Raw genomic sequence first — 16,451 nt, 5'->3', positions numbered from 1 at the left:
TGTCTCCCAGTGTTCGCCGCTCGGCAGATTTTCTTCACGCCAATTTCCGGCGCGGCCATCGAAGCGCCCCAGCGGGCACGCGCCCTCCACGCCGAGGACACGCTGAAGGCCGCGCTGAAGGCCGCGCTGAAGGCCGCGCTGAAGGCCGCGTTGAAGGCCGCCCACACCGAAACCGTCCAGGATCGGCGTGGTGCCGGGCCGTATGCGGTCCAGACATGGGCGCCCGTCCAGGTCATCTAGCTAGCTCCTGTCCGGCCGGGCAGGCCGAGGCCTCGGGTACCTGAACAGGCGGGCGGTCTGCGCGGCGATGTCGTAGTACACCTCGCAGACGCCGATCAGCCCGGCGGCGACGATGACCACGGCGAGCGGCAGGTGATCCAGGACGATCAGGCCGGCGAGCACAACCATGATCACGCAGCGGACGGCGTTGGCGCTGATCATCAGCACCCGTAACGGACTCCGGTCGGCGTGCACGCCGACCGGAGTCGCGAGCAGGGACCATGGCAGGGTCCTGGCCAGCGCCACAGCGCCCAGGGCGATCGGCGAGTGCGTCAGCGAGACCGTGACGATGGACAGCAGGACGAGGCCGACGCCGTCGGCGACATTCGCGAACCCGAACGCGACCAGCAGCCGGGACAGCCAGGAGCCGCCGGCCCGCGACGGCTCCACGGCCGTGTCACTCACCGGCCACCACGATGCATCCGAATGACAACCCGTCCCGGCTCCTGACCAGCCGGCCCGCGTCGTTGACCCCGGGCTGCTTGGTGGAGCAGCCGCCGCTGCGCTCCATGACCTGGAAAGGGCCGAGCAGCACGGGCGCGAGAACGTCGCGGATCTCCTCGCGCTCCAGGTCCCAGTAGGTCAGCGGCCAAGGGCCGGGATCGACGGCCTCCTGCACGACGTGGTCGCCCGCCCGTACGGCCTCCTTCGCCACGCGCTCCCATTCGCCTGCCGGGGTACGGTCTCCGAGGACCACTCCGCGCGAGCCGAAGGCGTTGCTCGGCTTGAGCACGGCCCGCTCCCGATGGTTGGCGGTCCATTCGGCGACGTCCACGACCTCTCCGCCGCGGCGGGCGGGCTGCTTCGCGAGCCTCGCCGTCCAGGGCACGAAGTCCAGGAGACGCTCCTGGTCCGGCGGCAGGTCGGTCCGCTGGAACAGGTAGGTGTTGCCCCGCCGGTGCAGGGCGTCGTCGCCGACCTCTGCCTCGTCGAAGGGGACGAAGTCGCAGCTCAGCCCGTTCGCCGAGTGGTGGGCCGCCTCCAGCTCGAAGGCCCGCAGCGAGCCCTCGTCCCCGTCCCGCGCGAACCCCAGCAGGGCCAGCCTGGCCGTGCCGGGCGGCAGGTGGTCCTTGACCCAGGCCAGCCGCGCGGCGAACACCGACTGCGTCGTGATGCCGTGCGCGCGGTGCGTGTCGAGCCCTGGAGCCGATTCCATCAGGGCGCGGGCCAGGACCGGCGTGGAGGTGGCGCCGTCGAGGCACGCCCCGAAGTTGAACTCCAGAAACCGCGGACGGCCGTCCTCGACCAGCACGTCCGCGCGCGAGCAGCCGAGCACCCGGTTCAGCGGCTGGCGGCCGGGCAGGAACCAGCGGGGTAGCCTGCCGGACACGAACTGGCGCAGGGCGGCACCGTCGAGGCCGGCGGGTTCGACCGCCGCGCAGAGCAGCGGGCCGTTCGCGGTCCTGACGTCGAAGGCGACCGCCTGCCGTACGTCCGGATGCTGGCGGAGCACGCTCTCCACGTCGCTCGGTTCGAGCCTGAAGCCCCTGACCTTGAGCTGGCGGTCGAGCCTGCCCAGGCAGTCGAAGTCGCCCGACGGCAGCAGCCGGGCGCCGTCACCCGTGCGATATCCACGGCGGCCGTACTCCTGGGGCAGCGAGATGAAGCGCGCAGAGGTCAGTGTCTCGTCCCCGACATAGCCGTCGGCGAGCCCGCTCCCCGTGACGATGAGCTCGCCGGGCATCCCCGGCGCCACCGGGTGCAGCCCGTCGGCCAGGACCACCGCACCTGAGCCGTCACGAGGCGGGCCGATGGGCAGCTTCCGCTCGTACCCGTGGGCCGGGTCGTACCGGTAGCAGCACGAGTAGACCGCGTTCTCGGTCGGACCGTAGCCGTTGACCAGGCTCTCCGGCGGTCTCGGACGGCAGCTACGTGATCGTCCTACGCCAGTCGATCCTCCACGGCCGCTGCCGGCGTAGCGAGCACGGCGGCCGGGCGTTGCCCGGCGTGGTCAGGCCGGCGCGGTCAAGCCGGCGTGGTTAGACCGGCGTGGTTAGACCGGCGTGGTTAGGCCGGAGGCGTGAGCAAGGGCGGCGGCCTCGGTACGGGTGCCCACGCCGAGCTTGGCCAGGATGTTGGCCACGTGGAACTTCACGGTGTGTTCGCTGATCAGCAGGTCTTCGGCGATCTGCCGGTTGCGCAGGCCGCGCGCCAGCCGTTCGAGCACCTCGAGCTCGCGTGGCCTGAGCGCGGCCAGGGCGGCGTCCGAGGCCGGGGGGGCGGGCGGGGTGAGCGGCAGCGCGGCACTGATCGTCGTGCCCCAGCCGGGGACGGCGTCGAGGGAGAGACGGCCGTCCACGGCGGCTGCCAGCTCGGCCAGGCGGCGCAGGGCAAGCGCGCCGGCCGCGAGCGTGCCCGGCCCGTCGTCGCGAATGACGAGGTGGAGCTCGGACTCCTCCGGCTCCCAGGACACCCGAACTCTCGTCAGGCCGTCCTGCTCGAGCATGGTGACCACGGCGCCCCGTGCCAGGGCCAGGGCGGTGTTGGCGATGTCGGACGGTAGGGCACGGTCGCGGTCGCGCGGCCCGGCCAGTTCCAGCGACACCTGGCTGTGGCGGGCGAGGGGTGCCAGCTTGCCTGCCAGCCGGTCGAAGGCCGCCCCGGCCGGCTCCTCGCTCAGCGTGGAATTCAGGTCGGCCGCGGCGCGCAACTCGATCAACGCTGACACGGCCAGGTCGGTGGCGGTGCGCCGGGCGGCGGCGTCGTCGAGCGTACGGCTGCGCAAGGTGCCGAGCAGGGATTGCAGTGTGGCGGCGTGAATGCTGGTGAGCTCGGCGATGACGCGGGCCCGCTCGCCGGCGGCCACCCGGTTGCCGGTCAGGTCGGCGGGGGGCAGGTTCTCGGCGCGGTGCATCAGCTGCAGGGCGACCAGGTCCCACAGCCGCTGCACCAGCTCGGCTGGCGGGCCGGCGGGCGCGTCCCCGCCGACGGTCACCACCACGAGCAGGCCGCCGGAGGCCCCGGCCGGGCGGGAGGCGACAGCCAGCACCGGCAGGTCCTCGCCGGCCAGACGTGCCCGGCCGGACCAGGGCTGGCCCACGCCGACCGTGCCGCCCACGCGGGCCAGCTCGGCGCTGGTGATCTTCTCGATGATCGCCGTCTCGCCGTGGGCCTTCATGGGATGCCGGGCGCAGTCGCCGGTGAGCACGGTCACCGCCCGGTGCGGCAAGAACTCGGCCAGCGCCTGTGACAGCGGTTCGAGCATGGCACCGGTCGGCGCCCGCAGCACGGATGCGGCTGCCGCCAGCGCGGTGTGCGGGTCGGGCAGGTCCATGCGCTGATGCTAGGCGACGCCCGGCAAGGGAGGTCGCTGCCCGTTCGGGTAGCAGGTGCCGCCCGGACGGACGGTGAGCGGGAGGGCGGGCGGCGAGCAGGCTTGCCCTGCCCGATTCGCCGCCACATCAGGAGCCTCTGATCATGAAAGCTTTTGTCGCCGCTGCCTACGGCACCCTGGAGCAGCTGCGTGTCCATGACGTGCCCACCCCCGTCACCCGGCCCTGGCCAGGTGCAGGTCCGCGTGCAGGCTGCGGCGCTCAATACCATCGACGTGAAGCTGGTCACGGGTGAGCTGCGTGCGATGTTCCCGGTGACGCACCCGTTCGTGCCCGGCGTGGATGCCGCCGGGGTGGTGGCGGCCGTGGGAGAAGGCGTGACGCGGTTCGCGGCCGGTGACGAGGTGATCGCCTACGCAGGCGCGGCCTCGGGAATGATCGCCGAGTATGCGCTGGTCGGCGAGGGGCCCGAGCTCGTCCGCCGGCCGCGCGCGCTGTCCCCGGCCCATGCCGCCGCGCTGCCCATGGCGGCGATGACCGCGCACTGTGTCCTGGCCGCCGCCGCCCTGGAGCCAGGCGACAGTGCGCTGGTCATCGGCGCGACCGGCGGCGTGGGCGCCCTTGTGGTCCAGCAGGCCGCCGAGCTGGGCGTACGCGTGCTGGCCACAGCAGCACCCGCCGACACGGCCTACATCCGCGCGCTCGGTGCGCACGAGACCATCGACCACACCGCCGTCGACACTCTGAGCGCGGCCCGGCGGCTGCACCCCGACGGGCTGGACGTGGTCGTCGACCTGATCAACGCCGGTCCCGCACTCGCGTCCCCCGCCGGACTCGTACGGCCCGGCGGCCGGCTCGTCTCCACCCTGTACGACCCGGCGGAGGTGGACGGGGTCGCGCCCGTCTACGTCCGGATGGAGGCATCGACCGGCGACCTGCACCGGCAGGCCGAACGGGTCGCGGCGGGCCGGATGAGCATCGAGGTGGCCGCGACCTACCCGTTCGACGAAGCCCCGCAGGCCATGCGCGACCTGGCCGAAGGCCAGTACACGCGCGGCAAGATCGTCATCACTTTCTGAGGAGTCCGTCATGCTGTCCCTTCCCACCCGCGCCGGGGACCGTCCCCGTACCGGCCCGTCCGTTCCGCACGTCCAGCTCAGCCAGAACAGCCCCGGCGAGATCCGCGAACAGCTCGCGCAATGGATGAGCACCCGGCTTCCCGGCACCGAGATCAGGCCGAGCGAGATCTCCGAGCCGGGCTCGCTCGCCTTCTTCCTGCACCAGGACGCGGTGCCGCCGCAGGGAGCGGTGCTCCTGCCGCCCCGACTGGTCGCCGAGTTCGCCCACGTCCACGTCGACGGCAGCCTGCACATGGCCCTGTCACAGGAGGACCAGCAAGAGCTCATCGCCAAGGGCTGGGGCGAGCGCCATCCCCTGTACTCACCCACGATCAACGTGGTGATGCTGTACGGTCCCCGCAGCCCACAAGAACTGGAGACTGCCAGAACCGTCGTCGCGGCCTCCTACCGATACGCCACCGGCAGGACCCTGTAGCCGCCCGGCCCCGCAGTCAACCCCTGGCCGCGTCGCCCGCCCGCGGCGCGGAGGTTGACCGCGGCGGCCAGCCAGGCACCGGGTGCGCTCCTGCCGCGAACGGCGGACGGCTAGCTGTACTGACCACAGAGGTTGGACACGGGGACGACGACACGATGTCGATGATCTTGTGAATGGGTGAGGGCCTCCGGTTCGGCCGGATCCTGGCCTGGGCCACGGCACTGCGCGAATGGTCGCTGGCCAACCCCAGGGTTTCCGCCTGATCTACGGCGACCCCGTGCCCGGCTACCAGCCGCCGGCGGGCCGGCGCCCGAAGCCGCCAAGCGGGCCTGCCTCGGGCTCACCGCGCTGGCCGCTGCGGCCTGGCCGTACGCCAAGGACGTCCAGGACGACGACTGCACCTGGGCGGCGTTCGCCCCCGAACAGGTGGACACCGTCCGAGATGCCTTCCCCGACCTGCCGCCCGCCGCCCTCGCCCTGGCGCTGCGCCTGTGGGGACGCATGCACGGCCTGCTCGCGCTGGAGGTCTACGGGCATCTCGGCCCGCAGGCTCACCGGCCCGGTGACCTGTACCGGGCCGAGATGCGTGACCTGATCAGGTCACTCGCACTGCCCTACGGTGATTGACGTGATCGTCGGCATCGAAGCGGTTACTTCCGAGATTAGTCCAATCTCGGAAGTACACTCCCGGATCCGCTTCCGAGATTACGAGGCGCCGTCTGGGCGCCCGCTCCACCCGGCTCCCGCCCGCCTACGACAGCCTCCTCGGCGAGTACGCCGCGGCGCTGGAGCGCGCGCCGCTGTCGGCCGAGACCCGGCGCACCTACCGCTGCCGGGTGCGCATGTTCCTGTCCTGGCTGGCCGACCACGCCGCCACCTATTCCACCGATCCCCTCACCGATCGGCAGGCACGGAACTGGGCGGTGCGCGACTACCGGATGTGGCTGCTGCGCGACGGCCCCGCCAAGCGCAGCCGCGTCTACGTCAACTCCGCCCTCACCGCACTGGATGACTTCCACGTCCGCCGAGGCCTGGGCAAGGCCGACGTCGCCCGCGAAGACCTGCCCAAAGCGCACCCCGCGCCCTGGAGGAGCGCGCCCGCATCCGCTGGCTGCGCGCCGTGGAGGCGCATCTGTCCCCCCGAGGCCGGTGCATCGCGCTGATCCCGTACTACGCCGGCGCCCGCATCAGCGAGGTCGTCCGCCTCGACGTCGACGACATCCAGATGTCGGCCCGCAAGGGCCGGCTGCGTCTGTACGGCAAGGGCGGCAAGTTCCGCGAGGTCGACATCCACCCCAAGCTCCGCACCGAACTACAGCTCTGGCTCGACGAACGCCCCAACTGGCCCCACGCCGACGACAACCGGGCCCTGCCGCGGATGAAGAGGATCGCCCAGCAGAAGCTGGTCAAGGCCGATGCCAGCGACCAGGTCCCGTCCAGCCTGAGCGGCATGGTGGCCGACAAGCCGATCGACTGGACGATCATCGCCCAGCAGTACGACCAGATGGTAGGCCACCGCCTTGCGGCTGGGCACGGCCGAGGCCGAGCTGGTGCTGCGCCGCTTCACCCGCGGCGGTCCTAAGCACCCCACGGCAGGAGAAGATGACCGACGTCGACAGACGCGGCCTTTCGCCCATGTTCTGGTCCAACGCCAACCTCTACGGCCGGATCGACATCGACATGAACCGCCGCCTCGACCTCGGCTTGGCCGCCTGAGATCCGCCGGCGCCCCTGCACATGCGTGCCCGTCTTTGGTGGTGCTCGAAAAGTTCGGCGTCAGGCTGCCACTTCCGTGGTGACGGAGGGCGCAAGGGTTCGTTCACGTCTTCCGCTTCCAGATCGATGCTCCAGCGCAGATGAGGCCGATCAGGAACGGGTGAACGGCGCCGCGTTCGATGAGGCCGATGATGCCGATGGGGGTGTCGCCCGTAGTAAAGATCATCGCGAGGTAGAGCACCATCGAAAGCAGACCGATCACGCCGACCGTGATCAGTGCTCGCCCCATTCGCGGAGAGATGCCGATGCGCCGCCATCTGCTTCCGAGCACGATGGCCAGCGCGTTCCCGCCGACGAAGCCGGCGAAGGCTCCCATGCTGTGGTACTCGCCGGTGCCGTTGTTGAGTGCCTCGCCAGATCCGGGAAACAGCGCGAGCAGGACGCCACCGACGGCCAGCAGCGTCGCGGGGACGAGCATGGCCCAACGGCGGCCGTCCGACAGATCGCGCAGCGTGGCCACTCCGGCCAGGATCGTGATCCCGAAGAGGAGGAATCCGGCATTCATTACCCAGGCCAGGGGCGAGTACATGTACTGCCCGAACAGAGTCGAGGGCCCGTGGACTCCGAGGTTGCTGATGAAATGGTGCGTGTAGCTGTAGGCGGGGTCGGTCCACGCTGCGGCGGTGACAAACTCTCCGAGCAGGAAGATCGCCGGCCCGGCGACGAGCAACGCTCCCGCCACTCGGCGCTGCGGAGGCAAGCGCACGTGGGAGGCAGGCATCTCGCGACTTCTGGACCGTGAGTCAATTGCTTCGGACATGGTCGGGTCCCTTTCTGATAGCCGGGGTTGGCGGGAGGGCCCGCCGGAGATTGACGCGGCTCGCTTGTGCCTGCGACTCCCGATCGGCGGCGGCCGGGGAGGCCGAGTGGCTGGGCTAAGACCTCATGGCTTGGAGCCCGGTAACCGTCAACGAGTACGCCATGAGCGAGAATCTCGAACTTCACTCACGCACTCACTATATCGAGACTACTTTTGCTGTCAATGTACTTAGTGTTCGGGTGTAGAGTATGCGCCATGGCGGATGCAGCGACGGCAGGGCGACGTGAGCGCAAGAAGGCGGCGACGCGGGCGGCGATACTGGAGGCGGCGACGACGCTTTTCCTTGCACGCGGCTTCGATGCGGTGACTGTGCGCGAGATCGCGGATGCGGCCGATGTGTCGCCCAAGACGGTCTTCACACACTTCCCACACAAGGAGGCGCTTGTCTTCAGTGACGAAGGTGAGCGGCATGAACGCCTGATTGCTGCGGTGAGTGGCCGCATGGCGGGGACCTCGATCTCCGACGCGCTGAAGGCCCACTACCTCTCCGAAATCGCCGCGCTCAAATCCGAGCCGCAGAGCCAAATACTCGCGCTCATGGAGGAGACGCCGGCTCTGGTCGACTACGCGGAGAAGATGTGGTTGCGGCACGAGGATGCCTTGGTCGCGGCGATCACCGAGGAATTCGGGCTGGAGGAGCCAAGCGAAGAGATCCGCTTCTACGTCCGGTTTGCCCTGCAGATTCAGCTCATGGCCATCCGTGAACCCGATCCAGCGGCGGCCATCGATGCGGGGTTCCACCTTCTCGATAAGGGGTGGGCGCCCTACGACGAGGCCAGAGGGGGATAAGCGCAGCCGCAAGAAGTCGTGAGCCGCCGCCATCGGGCAGCTGGGGAGAGTCTCTGGGCCAGGGCCTCATGTCGCGGCGGCGCCCCATCGGGCCCGCCGCTCCGGCGTCGTGGCCAGGGCGCCGAGGGCCTCTTTCTCCGGGCCGTAGATCCGGCGGATGTTGGCGAGTTGCTGGTCGCGAGACTGGCCGGATTGACCTTCTCCGGACCTCAAGTGCCCAAAAGGGCCGATAATCTCGCCCGACGAGCAACGGCGCGAAAGTGGCGACGCGTGTTCATCTACCGTTCGTTAGATGAACGCCCGGGCGGCCCCGGTAGGCACGTCTGCGTGTCCCAAGCGGGGATCTCGAAACCTCGGCCTCCCATCAAGATCTTCGGTACGGGCTTAGACACTTCCGATCTTGCTCGCTCCTACGGAAACTCGATCACGGCCATGGCCAAGTAGGCCGTCCCACCAACGACCGTTTTCGGGACGGCATTCCTGCGACACGCGAAGACGCGACAGGGTGCCGAAACTGCCGCCGCCGCGAACACCAGGCGGACAGAATGCGTACATGCGAAGGATATGGGTTCTCGGCTCGACTGCTGCGGCGTTTGTGGTGGTGGCAGTGGCCCTGTTCCTGAGTGACTTGGAGACGCTGTCGTGGATCGCGGGTGCCGGCTCGTTCGTCATCGCGACGGCATCCCTGGCCTTGGCATTGCCTCAATCCGGCACATCTGGCGGGGGACCCGGCTGCCGCCCGCGACCAGGGGCATGACGAGCATCCGAACGAAAAGTCCCGTTGGCGGGTGCCCTCGGCTAACTATTTGATCTTCCGCTCGTCCTGCTTGCGTGGCCTGCCCTACCTTAGGCATCTATGCCGGTTGAGTTCTTGAGTGATGGTGAGGCGGCCGCTTCTCGGGTGCTCCGTCGCAGGCGGAGCTGGAGCGGTTCTTCTACCTGGGCGACGCGGATCGGGCGCTGATCGCCGAACGACGTGGGACACACGCCCGCCTCGGTTTCGCCCTCCAGCTGACGACAGCCCGCTACGGCGTCCTCCTCCCGAGCGTGTCCCTGGCCGCCAGGTAGTCCCGACCGCTCAGAATCCTTGATTCTGTGCCGCCTACGTACCTTCCGCCTTTCCTGCCTCCTTGGTCCACCGGGCGAGGCTGTATCGGGTGATCAGGGTGTCGGAGTGGTCGACGCCCAGGACACGCTCGCGGTCGGCAAGGAGGGCGGCGAGCTGGTCGCGGGCGGCGGACGCGTCCCCCGCCTCCCCCGTCCAGCGTCCAGGCTGGCCCGGGTGATCAGGGTGTGGGAGTGGTCGGCGCCGCGGACGCGCGCCGCTGCAGTGCAAGGGCACCAACCCCAACGACCCCCTGATCATTGCCGCCGTCATCGGCTGGCGCTGGGTCGCAGCCGGCGCCATCGCCCTGGCCGGACTGATCAGCGGCGCCGTCCTGGGAATCCGGCGGCTGCGCCGCCGGGCTCATGGCAGGAGAGCCGCGTCCAATGACGCCTGACTCGTCCGATTCCAGGGGCGGCGGTCAACCGGCTTGGCCGGTGGGGCAATGGGGCGGGAGCTCTCGCAGGAATGAGGAGTTCTGACACGCCGCGCCGACCCGCCGGACGATGTCCGGCTTGTTCCCGCCGCCGGGGAGCGGCGCGCTGCTGACCCGCGGCCCAGGCACCTTCGATGTGAGTGCCGGTGGCGTGCACATACTCCATCGGGGTGGCAATCCAGAGCTGGCCAAGCACTACACGTGTCGATCAAGGTCATTTTCGCCGAACACCATGACGTCGCCCAGTCCCTGCTTCTCCGGCACCACCACCCGCACAGCCTGCCCAGCAGCGGAAAGCTGGCGGCTGCACATCGTCCGGCGCGCGATCGCCGCCTGCCATCTCATGCTCCACGGGCCAGAACCACACCGCCGGAGAGACCCTCGTGCTCTACACCGACGGGCTGATCGAACGCCGCGGTGAGGACATCGACACCGGCCTCGCCCGCCTGACCGACGTCCTCGGCCACTGCGCCCCCCTTCCGCCGGAGCTCCTGGCCGACGCCGTCCTGGCCCACCTCGGCGTCGCTCATGACTACCGCGACGACGTTGCCCTGGTCATCGTCCGCTTGTGACCCGCGGGGCCTTGCCTGAGCCGGAATCCCCCGATCAAGTGTTCGCCCCCGTCCCACCGCCCATCCCGTGAGCGCAGCGCAGGGGCGCGGCGTCCGGGAGCGAGGTCGCAGGCCGGGGTGCCCGCGAAGAGATCGTCGAAATCGATCACGCCCCAGACGGTGCCGTCCGCGGTGAGGACGTTGCGTCTCTGACGCACCCAAGTCTTGCGCAGAGGCTGGAGCACGCGCCACCCAAAAGCCCCACCCTCAAGGACTTTGCGCTCCTACCAGCGGTCGGGGACGGGTAGATCAGGCGGCGGCGCGGTCGCCGGTGCGGCGGCGGCGCAGGTCGGCTTGCTCGAGTGCTGGTGGTACGTAGGCGATGTCGAGCGTGCCCGGGTTGACCCCCGGCGGGACCACCTTGTCGATCTGGTCGAGGGTGTCGTCGTCGAGGGTGGTGCCGGCGCCGGCGAGCAGGTCGTCGAGCTGCGCCATGGTGCGCGGGCCGATGATCGCTGAGGTGACCGCGGGATGGCTGATGACGAAGGCCAGGGCCAGATGGGTGAGCGACAGACCGGCCTGCTCGGCGATCGGGACGAGTTCTTCGACGGCATCGTGGTTGCGCTTGTCGGTCATGTGCTTTGGCACCCAGTGCATGCGGGCGCTCGAGACGTGTTCGTTGCCGCCCTCGCGGTAGCGGCCGGTGAGCAGCCCCGAGGCCAGCGGGCTCCAGACCAGCGTGCCCAGCCCGTAACGCTCGCAGACCGGCAGGACGTCGCGCTCGATACCGCGGTTCAGGATCGAGTACGGCGGCTGTTCGGTGCGGAAGCGGGCCAGCCCGCGCCGTTCGGAAACCCATTGGGCCTCGACGATCTCCGCGGCCGGCAGGCTGGAATGGCCGATCGCGCGTACCTTGCCCGCCTGCATCAAGTCGGTCAGGGCGGCGAGGGTCTCTTCGATATCGGTGCCGGGCTCGGGGTGGTGGACCTGGTAGAGGTCGATGTGGTCGACGCCGAGACGCCGCAGCGAGTTCTCGACCGCGGTGACGATCCAGCGGCGGGAGCTGCCGCGACGGTTGGGGCCGGCGCCCATGGGGCCGTTGAACTTGGTGGCGAGCACCACGTCGTCGCGTCGGCCGCGCAACGCCGCGCCCACGATCCGTTCCGTTTCGCCGTCACCGCCGTAGACGTCGGCGGTGTCGACGAAGTTGATGCCGGCGTCGAGGGCCCGATGGATGATGGCGACGCAGTCGTCGGGGTCGCGGTTGCCGAACGGGCCGAACATCATGGTGCCGAGGCAGTAGGGACTGACCTTGATGCCGGTACGGCCCAGGGGGCGAGTGCGCATGAGCTGTTCCTTCCAATGGCGGAGGGCCGGGCATTCCGAGGCGGCCTTCCCAGGCCGCCTCGGACCGGATGAGTGCGTTGGTGGTCAGCCGGCGTACGGGGCGGCGACGTCGAGGATCCAGGTGACGCCGAAGCGGTCGGTCAGCATCCCGAAGCCCGGGGCCCACTGCGACGGGCCGTACTTCTCGATGATGTCGGCCCCGTCGGCGAGCTTGTCCCACAGCTCACCGACTTCCTCGGTGGTTTCGCCTCGGACGGACACGAAGAACCGTTCGCCGGTCAGCGTCATGCCGTGCTCGCGAGTGGTGGCGGCGGGCGCGGCGGCGGCCGGTGCCTGGCTGGGCACGTCGTACGCCATGATGCTGAAGCCGTTGTCGGCCGTGACCTGGCCGAAGACGATCTTGTCGGCGTCTGGCAGTTCCTTCGGCATGCCGAAGTCGCCGTACGCGATGGTGGTGAGGTGGCCGCCGAACACGGTCTGGTAGAACTCCAGCGCTGCGCGAGCGTCACCGCGGAAGTTCAGGTGGGTGGTGGTGGAGATGGCCATGCTGGTGACTCCTTGTTGATTTTCCGGGCGCGGTACGCCCGGTATGGGCTGGTAAGTCTCGTTCGAGAACCAGGGAAGGGGGGTGTCGGACGGCCGGATCGGCGAGTCCCCACGGTGGTGCTGGTCTCAGATGGCCAGCAGCATGGCGCTGACAATCAGACTGCCGACGATGTTGTAGCCGCCGGAGATCGCCGCATGGAGCAGCGGTCGCGGGGAGTTGGGGTTGATGGCGATGGTGACGATGTTGGCCGTGAGGTAGCCAAGGCCGACGATGAGGCCGAACAGCAGCGCATCCCCGTAGGTGTCGATCTTCAACGCAGCCACCAGGATCGCGCTCGTGAGGGTGATGACCAGGCTGGTCAGAGGCGGCCCGGCGAGGAACAGCGGCGAGGTCGGCGCCTTGGCGCCGACCTCGCGCCCGAGCGAGCGGTTGTACGCCTTGGGGAACAGGCCGGCGAACCAGACACCGCCGAGCAGGGTCAAGGCGATGAAGCCGAGCAGCATCCCGAACCAGTCCAGATTGCCCAGAACATCAAACATGGCGCCGACTCCGTCAGTGTCAAAGGGGGCCGTCCGGGATCGCGTGGCTGACCGGCTCGATACGAAGGTTCGCAGCGGTAGGTGACAGGGTGTGGCACCTACTTCGGGCAGAATGAGTTCATGCAGAAGACTTCTGCCCGACTGCTGGCTCTGCTGTCGCTGCTGCAGACCCGCCAGGACTGGCCCGGCACGGCGCTGGCCGATCGCCTGGACATCAGCCTGCGCACCGTGCGCCGCGATGTCGGCCGGCTCCGCGAGCTCGGCTACCCCATCGCTGCCGTCAAAGGCCCTGACGGCGGCTACCGGCTCAGCGCCGGCACCGAACTACCCCCGCTGCTGTTCGACGACGAACAGGCCGTCGCCCTCACCATCGCGTTGCAGATCGTCGCCACCAACCCCGCCAGCGGCCTCGCCGAACCCGCCGAGCGGGCACTGAACACCATCCGGCAGATCATGCCCTCCCGACTCCGGCACCGCATCGACGCGCTGCGTGTCACCGCCGTTGAACGACCTGTCACCCCGCCGGCCACCCCGGTCGGCGGCGACGTGCTCCTGACCGTCAGCGCCGCCGTCCACGCCCGCGAGATCTTGCGCTTCGACTACGGTGCCGAGGTCACGGACAAACCCCGCGCCGCGTCGAACCCCACCACGTCATCACCTGGGACGGACGCTGGTACCTCATCGCCTGGGACCTCGACCGCGACGACTGGCGCACCTTCCGCGCCGACCGGATCACCCCGCGCACCCCCAACGGGCCCCGGTTCACTCCACGCGTACTGCCCGGAGGAGACGTCGCCACCTTCGTCACCAGCACGTTCCGCGGCTCTGGCGACGCCTCGGGCAACTGGCCCTGCCAAGGCACAGTGATCCTCGACCTGCCCGCCGCCACCGTGGCCCTCTACACCCGCGAGGGACTCGTCGAGGAGACCAGCCCCCACCGCTGCCGGCTCACCCTCGGATCCTGGTCCTGGCCCAGCCTCGCCGCCGCCATCGCCCGCTACGACGCCGACATCGAAGTCATCGGCCCCGACGAACTCACCGACGCCTTCGAACACCTGGCCCGCCGATTCACCAGAACGATCACCGCCCACGGCATCGCATCACCGACATTGTGAGTCGCCATGCCTACGGAACACGCAGTGGTTGAAGTGAACTCGTCGGCACCATGCGGGATCGGTCAAACGCAAGCGACCAGGTAGTCCCACACTGCGCCTCAACGCGCGGCGCCGGGCCCGAGCATGAAAGGGAGTGTCCCCGTGCATCGTGCCGGAATCCCACGATGTCCTCAACTGGATCACCGGCCGCGTCCGTCACGCCACCGACCAACTCGCCAGTGCACCTGACGTGGCGTCCTCATCCGTTGCAGGACTGAACGGAACGGGTGTTGGATCTAGAACACGTCGCGCAGGGTCTCCAGGAGGAGAGCGATGTTGGCCTCGTCGCGGCGGTAGTAGGTCCACTTGCCCCGTCGGGTGGCGACCACCAGCCCTGCTTGCCGCAGTATCGCGAGGTATTGCGAGGTGGTTGACTGTCCCAGGCCTGCACGCTGCTGGATGTCGGTCGCGCAGACACCGATCTCTATGTCGTCGGGCTCCTGGCCGGGGAAACTCATCGGCTCCTTGAGCCACACCAGTATCTGACGGCGGGCCGGGTTGGACAGGGCCCGGAACACAGCCGGCAACTCCGCCTCCGAGAAGGGGGTCCCAGTAGCAATCCAAGCTCCCGCTTCCGTCATCGCCACGAGCCCCAGCTTCCACGGCAAGACCGCAGCTCCCACCAAGCCACCGGATCGGCCCCTCTGCCAGCCCCGGAGCGCCGAGTCGGCGACAAAGACGTCCAGCAGACCCGCGCTCGTCCGCCGTGGATGGGACGAGTCTTCAGCCAGGCCATTCAGGCATCTCAAGGCATGCCCTACCGCAGCTGCAGACGATGCCGTGATCACATGTGCCTTGCCGAACTCGAACCTGCGGCCGTCGGATTAGAAGCAAGATCTTTTAGTTCCGCACGGTGCCGCTTGATGGCGGTTCATGCCGCCTCAGCGCGCTTTGCATGTCCGGCAATGCCGGGTTCTGACGGCACGTTTCGGGGCGTACGAGCACGCACCGAGCACGCCCGCGACCATCCTGCCGACCACGACAGGCCATCATCTCTCACATCAGGTCGGAAATTTGGCAGACAGCCTCGGCTGCAGCCTTCACGGACCACTACTCATATGCGGCTTGAACTGCATGGATGGAGTTTTCGGCAGCCGCAGAACCGATCATCTCGGGGGCCGACATGGGAGGGGTGGCCGTGCGTCACCATGCTGCGGTCACGGTCGACCGTCATGGAGCCCGTCACCGGCGAATGCCATCGCTCGAAGCGCCGCGACCTGGGCAGGTCGACCGCTTCCTGCTTCTCCAAACTGCGCCGGCAGAAGTCGCCGTAGTCATCGTCGCTGTACGTGGCGGCCGGCGACGTGCGCAGGCCCGGCAGTTCGTCGCGGTGGTCGCCCGTCTGCGTAGCCGCCAGTGTTCGGGCACCTATCCTTGCTTGCATGGGTGACGTACTGAAGGGGCGAGGTTGCGCGTGGGAGTTCGAGGACGGTGGGCTGCGCATTACGCCTGAGCCGGGTAAGGCGTCGAAACTGAGCATGGAGCTCGGAGAGCGGTTCGTGCCGTACGACGCGCTGGCCGACGTCATTCTGGAGCCTGGTGCACGCGGCAGGGTGGTGTTGCGGGTGGTTCCCCGGGAGGGAGCCGATCCGGTCATGTCCGCGGCAACGGGGCAGCTCCAGGAGTCGCTCGATCCGTACCGGCTGGTGCTGCCCGCCGCCACGGAGACGCTGGCCGGCCAGTATGCCAACGAGGTGCGCGCGGCCCTGTCCCAGCACGGTCCGGCTGAGCGGTTCCTGATCGCCGGTCCTTCGGTGCCGCGTCGTTTCAAGGCATGGGATGGTGAGGCCGCCTTCGACGGGCAGGCTGTCACCTTCACCTGGTTCGCGTCCACAGCTTCCCCGGCCAAGTACACGGCAGGTGACCGGCGTTACCCGATCACCGAGATCGAGGGCGTCGACTGGCATGCACTGGAGGACGCTCGCGGGTCATTGCGGCTGCGCATCCGTGGGCACCAGGCCCTCTCCAACCCCAACAACGATCCCGCCTCCGTGGTGTTCGGCATTGGCTGGGGAGCCACGCATCACTCCCTGCCCTTCGCCGCCGCCGTGCTGGCCGCCGTCCAAGCTTCCAAGATCGAACAGGTCACGGCGGAAGGCTGAGCTGCTGTCCCGTATGTGGTTTTTGTGCGCGTTGGCGCCTTGGAACTCAAGGCGCCCGACGGCACGCTTTCGTCCGGGAAGAACCTGAGGTGCCCAGCAGATTCCGGACAGTCAGCTACATAAGCTGACAGAAGTCTGGAAGAGGTAGGTACGTGACGAGGCGTCGTAGGCAGTTCTCGC

19 protein-coding genes and 3 pseudogenes are annotated in these 16,451 nt (G+C 68.9%); 12 read left to right on the top strand and 10 right to left on the bottom strand.

Going from position 1 to position 16,451, the window contains the following annotated elements; genetic code table 11:
• Positions 1-9 precede the first annotated feature (9 nt).
• Positions 10-240 (top strand): hypothetical protein, encoded by a 231-nt coding sequence (locus ABT158_RS30700; RefSeq protein WP_352359276.1) that lies wholly within the window; start codon positions 10-12, stop codon positions 238-240.
• Here the strand turns inward: ABT158_RS30700 and ABT158_RS30695 are convergent, their stop codons facing one another.
• The 3 genes and pseudogenes from ABT158_RS30695 to ABT158_RS30685 all read right to left on the bottom strand — a co-directional run bounded on the left by ABT158_RS30695 (position 241) and on the right by ABT158_RS30685 (position 3,553).
• Positions 241-684, bottom strand: a complete 444-nt coding sequence (locus ABT158_RS30695; protein WP_352359274.1) for an MFS transporter — start codon at positions 682-684, stop codon at positions 241-243.
• Positions 677-2,131 (bottom strand): annotated as a pseudogene (locus ABT158_RS30690) (AMP-binding protein); the annotation flags it as partial. The gene ABT158_RS30695 and the pseudogene ABT158_RS30690, both read right to left, overlap by 8 nt.
• 141 nt (positions 2,132-2,272) lie before the next feature.
• Positions 2,273-3,553, bottom strand: a complete 1,281-nt coding sequence (locus ABT158_RS30685; protein WP_352359272.1) for a LuxR C-terminal-related transcriptional regulator — start codon at positions 3,551-3,553, stop codon at positions 2,273-2,275.
• 195 nt (positions 3,554-3,748) lie between these two features.
• On the opposite strand from ABT158_RS30685, the gene ABT158_RS30680 reads away from it, so the two are divergent.
• The 5 genes from ABT158_RS30680 to ABT158_RS30660 all read left to right on the top strand — a co-directional run bounded on the left by ABT158_RS30680 (position 3,749) and on the right by ABT158_RS30660 (position 6,687).
• The gene (locus ABT158_RS30680; RefSeq protein WP_352359270.1) at positions 3,749-4,630 is read left to right on the top strand and encodes a zinc-binding dehydrogenase; all 882 of its coding nucleotides are present in this window, start codon (positions 3,749-3,751) and stop codon (positions 4,628-4,630) included.
• A 10-nt stretch (positions 4,631-4,640) separates the two neighbouring features.
• Positions 4,641-5,105 carry a luciferase domain-containing protein gene (locus ABT158_RS30675; RefSeq protein WP_352359268.1) on the top strand — a complete coding sequence of 155 codons (465 nt, stop codon included), beginning with the start codon at positions 4,641-4,643 and terminating at the stop codon, positions 5,103-5,105.
• A gap of 348 nt (positions 5,106-5,453) precedes the next feature.
• Positions 5,454-5,732, top strand: a complete 279-nt coding sequence (locus ABT158_RS30670) for a WHG domain-containing protein (RefSeq protein ID WP_352359630.1) — start codon at positions 5,454-5,456, stop codon at positions 5,730-5,732.
• A gap of 209 nt (positions 5,733-5,941) precedes the next feature.
• A complete protein-coding gene (locus ABT158_RS30665) occupies positions 5,942-6,268 on the top strand; it encodes a hypothetical protein (protein ID WP_352359266.1) in 327 nt (108 codons plus the stop codon).
• Positions 6,226-6,687 carry a tyrosine-type recombinase/integrase gene (locus ABT158_RS30660; protein ID WP_352359264.1) on the top strand — a complete coding sequence of 154 codons (462 nt, stop codon included), beginning with the start codon at positions 6,226-6,228 and terminating at the stop codon, positions 6,685-6,687. Before ABT158_RS30665 ends, ABT158_RS30660 begins: the two co-directional genes overlap by 43 nt.
• 237 nt (positions 6,688-6,924) lie before the next feature.
• Here ABT158_RS30660 and ABT158_RS30655 read toward each other — a convergent pair whose 3' ends face one another.
• Positions 6,925-7,602, bottom strand: a complete 678-nt coding sequence (locus ABT158_RS30655; protein ID WP_352359262.1) for a DUF998 domain-containing protein — start codon at positions 7,600-7,602, stop codon at positions 6,925-6,927.
• A gap of 294 nt (positions 7,603-7,896) precedes the next feature.
• On the opposite strand from ABT158_RS30655, the gene ABT158_RS30650 reads away from it, so the two are divergent.
• Positions 7,897-8,490, top strand: a complete 594-nt coding sequence (locus ABT158_RS30650) for a TetR/AcrR family transcriptional regulator (protein WP_352359260.1) — start codon at positions 7,897-7,899, stop codon at positions 8,488-8,490.
• Positions 8,491-9,393: 903 nt separating this feature from the next.
• Positions 9,394-9,558 (top strand): annotated as a pseudogene (locus ABT158_RS30645) (DUF4158 domain-containing protein); the annotation flags it as partial.
• Positions 9,559-10,226: 668 nt separating this feature from the next.
• Here the strand turns inward: ABT158_RS30645 and ABT158_RS30640 are convergent.
• Positions 10,227-10,376: a hypothetical protein gene (locus ABT158_RS30640; RefSeq protein WP_352359258.1), complete on the bottom strand. Its 150-nt coding sequence runs from the start codon at positions 10,374-10,376 to the stop codon at positions 10,227-10,229.
• On the opposite strand from ABT158_RS30640, the gene ABT158_RS30635 reads away from it, so the two are divergent.
• Entirely contained in the window at positions 10,370-10,603 is a 234-nt protein-coding gene (locus ABT158_RS30635) for a SpoIIE family protein phosphatase (protein WP_352359628.1), read from the top strand. The genes ABT158_RS30640 and ABT158_RS30635 overlap by 7 nt on opposite strands.
• Here the strand turns inward: ABT158_RS30635 and ABT158_RS51320 are convergent.
• From ABT158_RS51320 to ABT158_RS30620, 4 genes are all read right to left on the bottom strand, one after another.
• Positions 10,564-10,800, bottom strand: coding sequence for a phosphotransferase (locus tag ABT158_RS51320; protein WP_502911583.1), 237 nt, complete (start codon positions 10,798-10,800; stop codon positions 10,564-10,566). The genes ABT158_RS30635 and ABT158_RS51320 overlap by 40 nt on opposite strands.
• Positions 10,801-10,891: 91 nt before the next feature.
• The gene (locus ABT158_RS30630) at positions 10,892-11,929 is read right to left on the bottom strand and encodes an aldo/keto reductase (protein WP_352359256.1); all 1,038 of its coding nucleotides are present in this window, start codon (positions 11,927-11,929) and stop codon (positions 10,892-10,894) included.
• An 84-nt stretch (positions 11,930-12,013) separates the two neighbouring features.
• On the bottom strand, positions 12,014-12,475 hold the full coding sequence (locus ABT158_RS30625; protein ID WP_352359254.1) for a VOC family protein: 462 nt from the start codon (positions 12,473-12,475) through the stop codon (positions 12,014-12,016).
• Between the two features lie 126 nt (positions 12,476-12,601).
• On the bottom strand, positions 12,602-13,015 hold the full coding sequence (locus ABT158_RS30620) for a DUF1761 domain-containing protein (protein WP_352359252.1): 414 nt from the start codon (positions 13,013-13,015) through the stop codon (positions 12,602-12,604).
• Between the two features lie 120 nt (positions 13,016-13,135).
• On the opposite strand from ABT158_RS30620, the pseudogene ABT158_RS30615 reads away from it, so the two are divergent.
• Together ABT158_RS30615 and ABT158_RS51315 are read left to right on the top strand one after the other, a co-directional pair.
• Positions 13,136-13,261: pseudogene (locus ABT158_RS30615) on the top strand (HTH domain-containing protein); the annotation flags it as partial.
• 617 nt (positions 13,262-13,878) lie between these two features.
• Positions 13,879-14,130 carry a WCX domain-containing protein gene (locus tag ABT158_RS51315; RefSeq protein ID WP_502911581.1) on the top strand — a complete coding sequence of 84 codons (252 nt, stop codon included), beginning with the start codon at positions 13,879-13,881 and terminating at the stop codon, positions 14,128-14,130.
• A gap of 275 nt (positions 14,131-14,405) precedes the next feature.
• Here ABT158_RS51315 and ABT158_RS30605 read toward each other — a convergent pair whose 3' ends face one another.
• Positions 14,406-14,777, bottom strand: coding sequence for an ArsR/SmtB family transcription factor (locus tag ABT158_RS30605; protein ID WP_352359250.1), 372 nt, complete (start codon positions 14,775-14,777; stop codon positions 14,406-14,408).
• A gap of 774 nt (positions 14,778-15,551) precedes the next feature.
• Between ABT158_RS30605 and ABT158_RS30600 the strand changes: the two genes are divergently transcribed.
• Positions 15,552-16,271, top strand: coding sequence for a DUF4429 domain-containing protein (locus ABT158_RS30600; protein ID WP_352359248.1), 720 nt, complete (start codon positions 15,552-15,554; stop codon positions 16,269-16,271).
• The last annotated feature ends 180 nt before the right edge of the window (positions 16,272-16,451 follow it).

Origin of the sequence: Nonomuraea sp. NPDC001636 (assembly GCF_040298265.1) — a bacterium.
GTDB lineage: Bacteria > Actinomycetota > Actinomycetes > Streptosporangiales > Streptosporangiaceae > Nonomuraea.
The sequence above is the reverse complement of the archived record's forward strand: the minus strand, read 5'-3'. Positions and strand labels throughout refer to the sequence as shown.

Excerpts from the sequence above, each read along its gene's own strand:
- ABT158_RS30655 (WP_352359262.1), bottom strand. The coding sequence starts at position 7,602 with ATGCCTGCCTCCCACGTGCGCTTGCCTCCGCAGCGCCGAGTGGCGGGA.
- ABT158_RS30630 (WP_352359256.1), bottom strand. The coding sequence starts at position 11,929 with ATGCGCACTCGCCCCCTGGGCCGTACCGGCATCAAGGTCAGTCCCTAC.
- ABT158_RS30620 (WP_352359252.1), bottom strand. The coding sequence starts at position 13,015 with ATGTTTGATGTTCTGGGCAATCTGGACTGGTTCGGGATGCTGCTCGGC.
- ABT158_RS30680 (WP_352359270.1), top strand. The coding sequence starts at position 3,749 with ATGACGTGCCCACCCCCGTCACCCGGCCCTGGCCAGGTGCAGGTCCGC.
- ABT158_RS30600 (WP_352359248.1), top strand. The coding sequence starts at position 15,552 with ATGGGTGACGTACTGAAGGGGCGAGGTTGCGCGTGGGAGTTCGAGGAC.
- ABT158_RS30675 (WP_352359268.1), top strand. The coding sequence starts at position 4,641 with ATGCTGTCCCTTCCCACCCGCGCCGGGGACCGTCCCCGTACCGGCCCG.
- ABT158_RS30625 (WP_352359254.1), bottom strand. The coding sequence starts at position 12,475 with ATGGCCATCTCCACCACCACCCACCTGAACTTCCGCGGTGACGCTCGC.
- ABT158_RS30650 (WP_352359260.1), top strand. The coding sequence starts at position 7,897 with ATGGCGGATGCAGCGACGGCAGGGCGACGTGAGCGCAAGAAGGCGGCG.
- ABT158_RS30640 (WP_352359258.1), bottom strand. The coding sequence starts at position 10,376 with ATGAGATGGCAGGCGGCGATCGCGCGCCGGACGATGTGCAGCCGCCAG.
- ABT158_RS30685 (WP_352359272.1), bottom strand. The coding sequence starts at position 3,553 with ATGGACCTGCCCGACCCGCACACCGCGCTGGCGGCAGCCGCATCCGTG.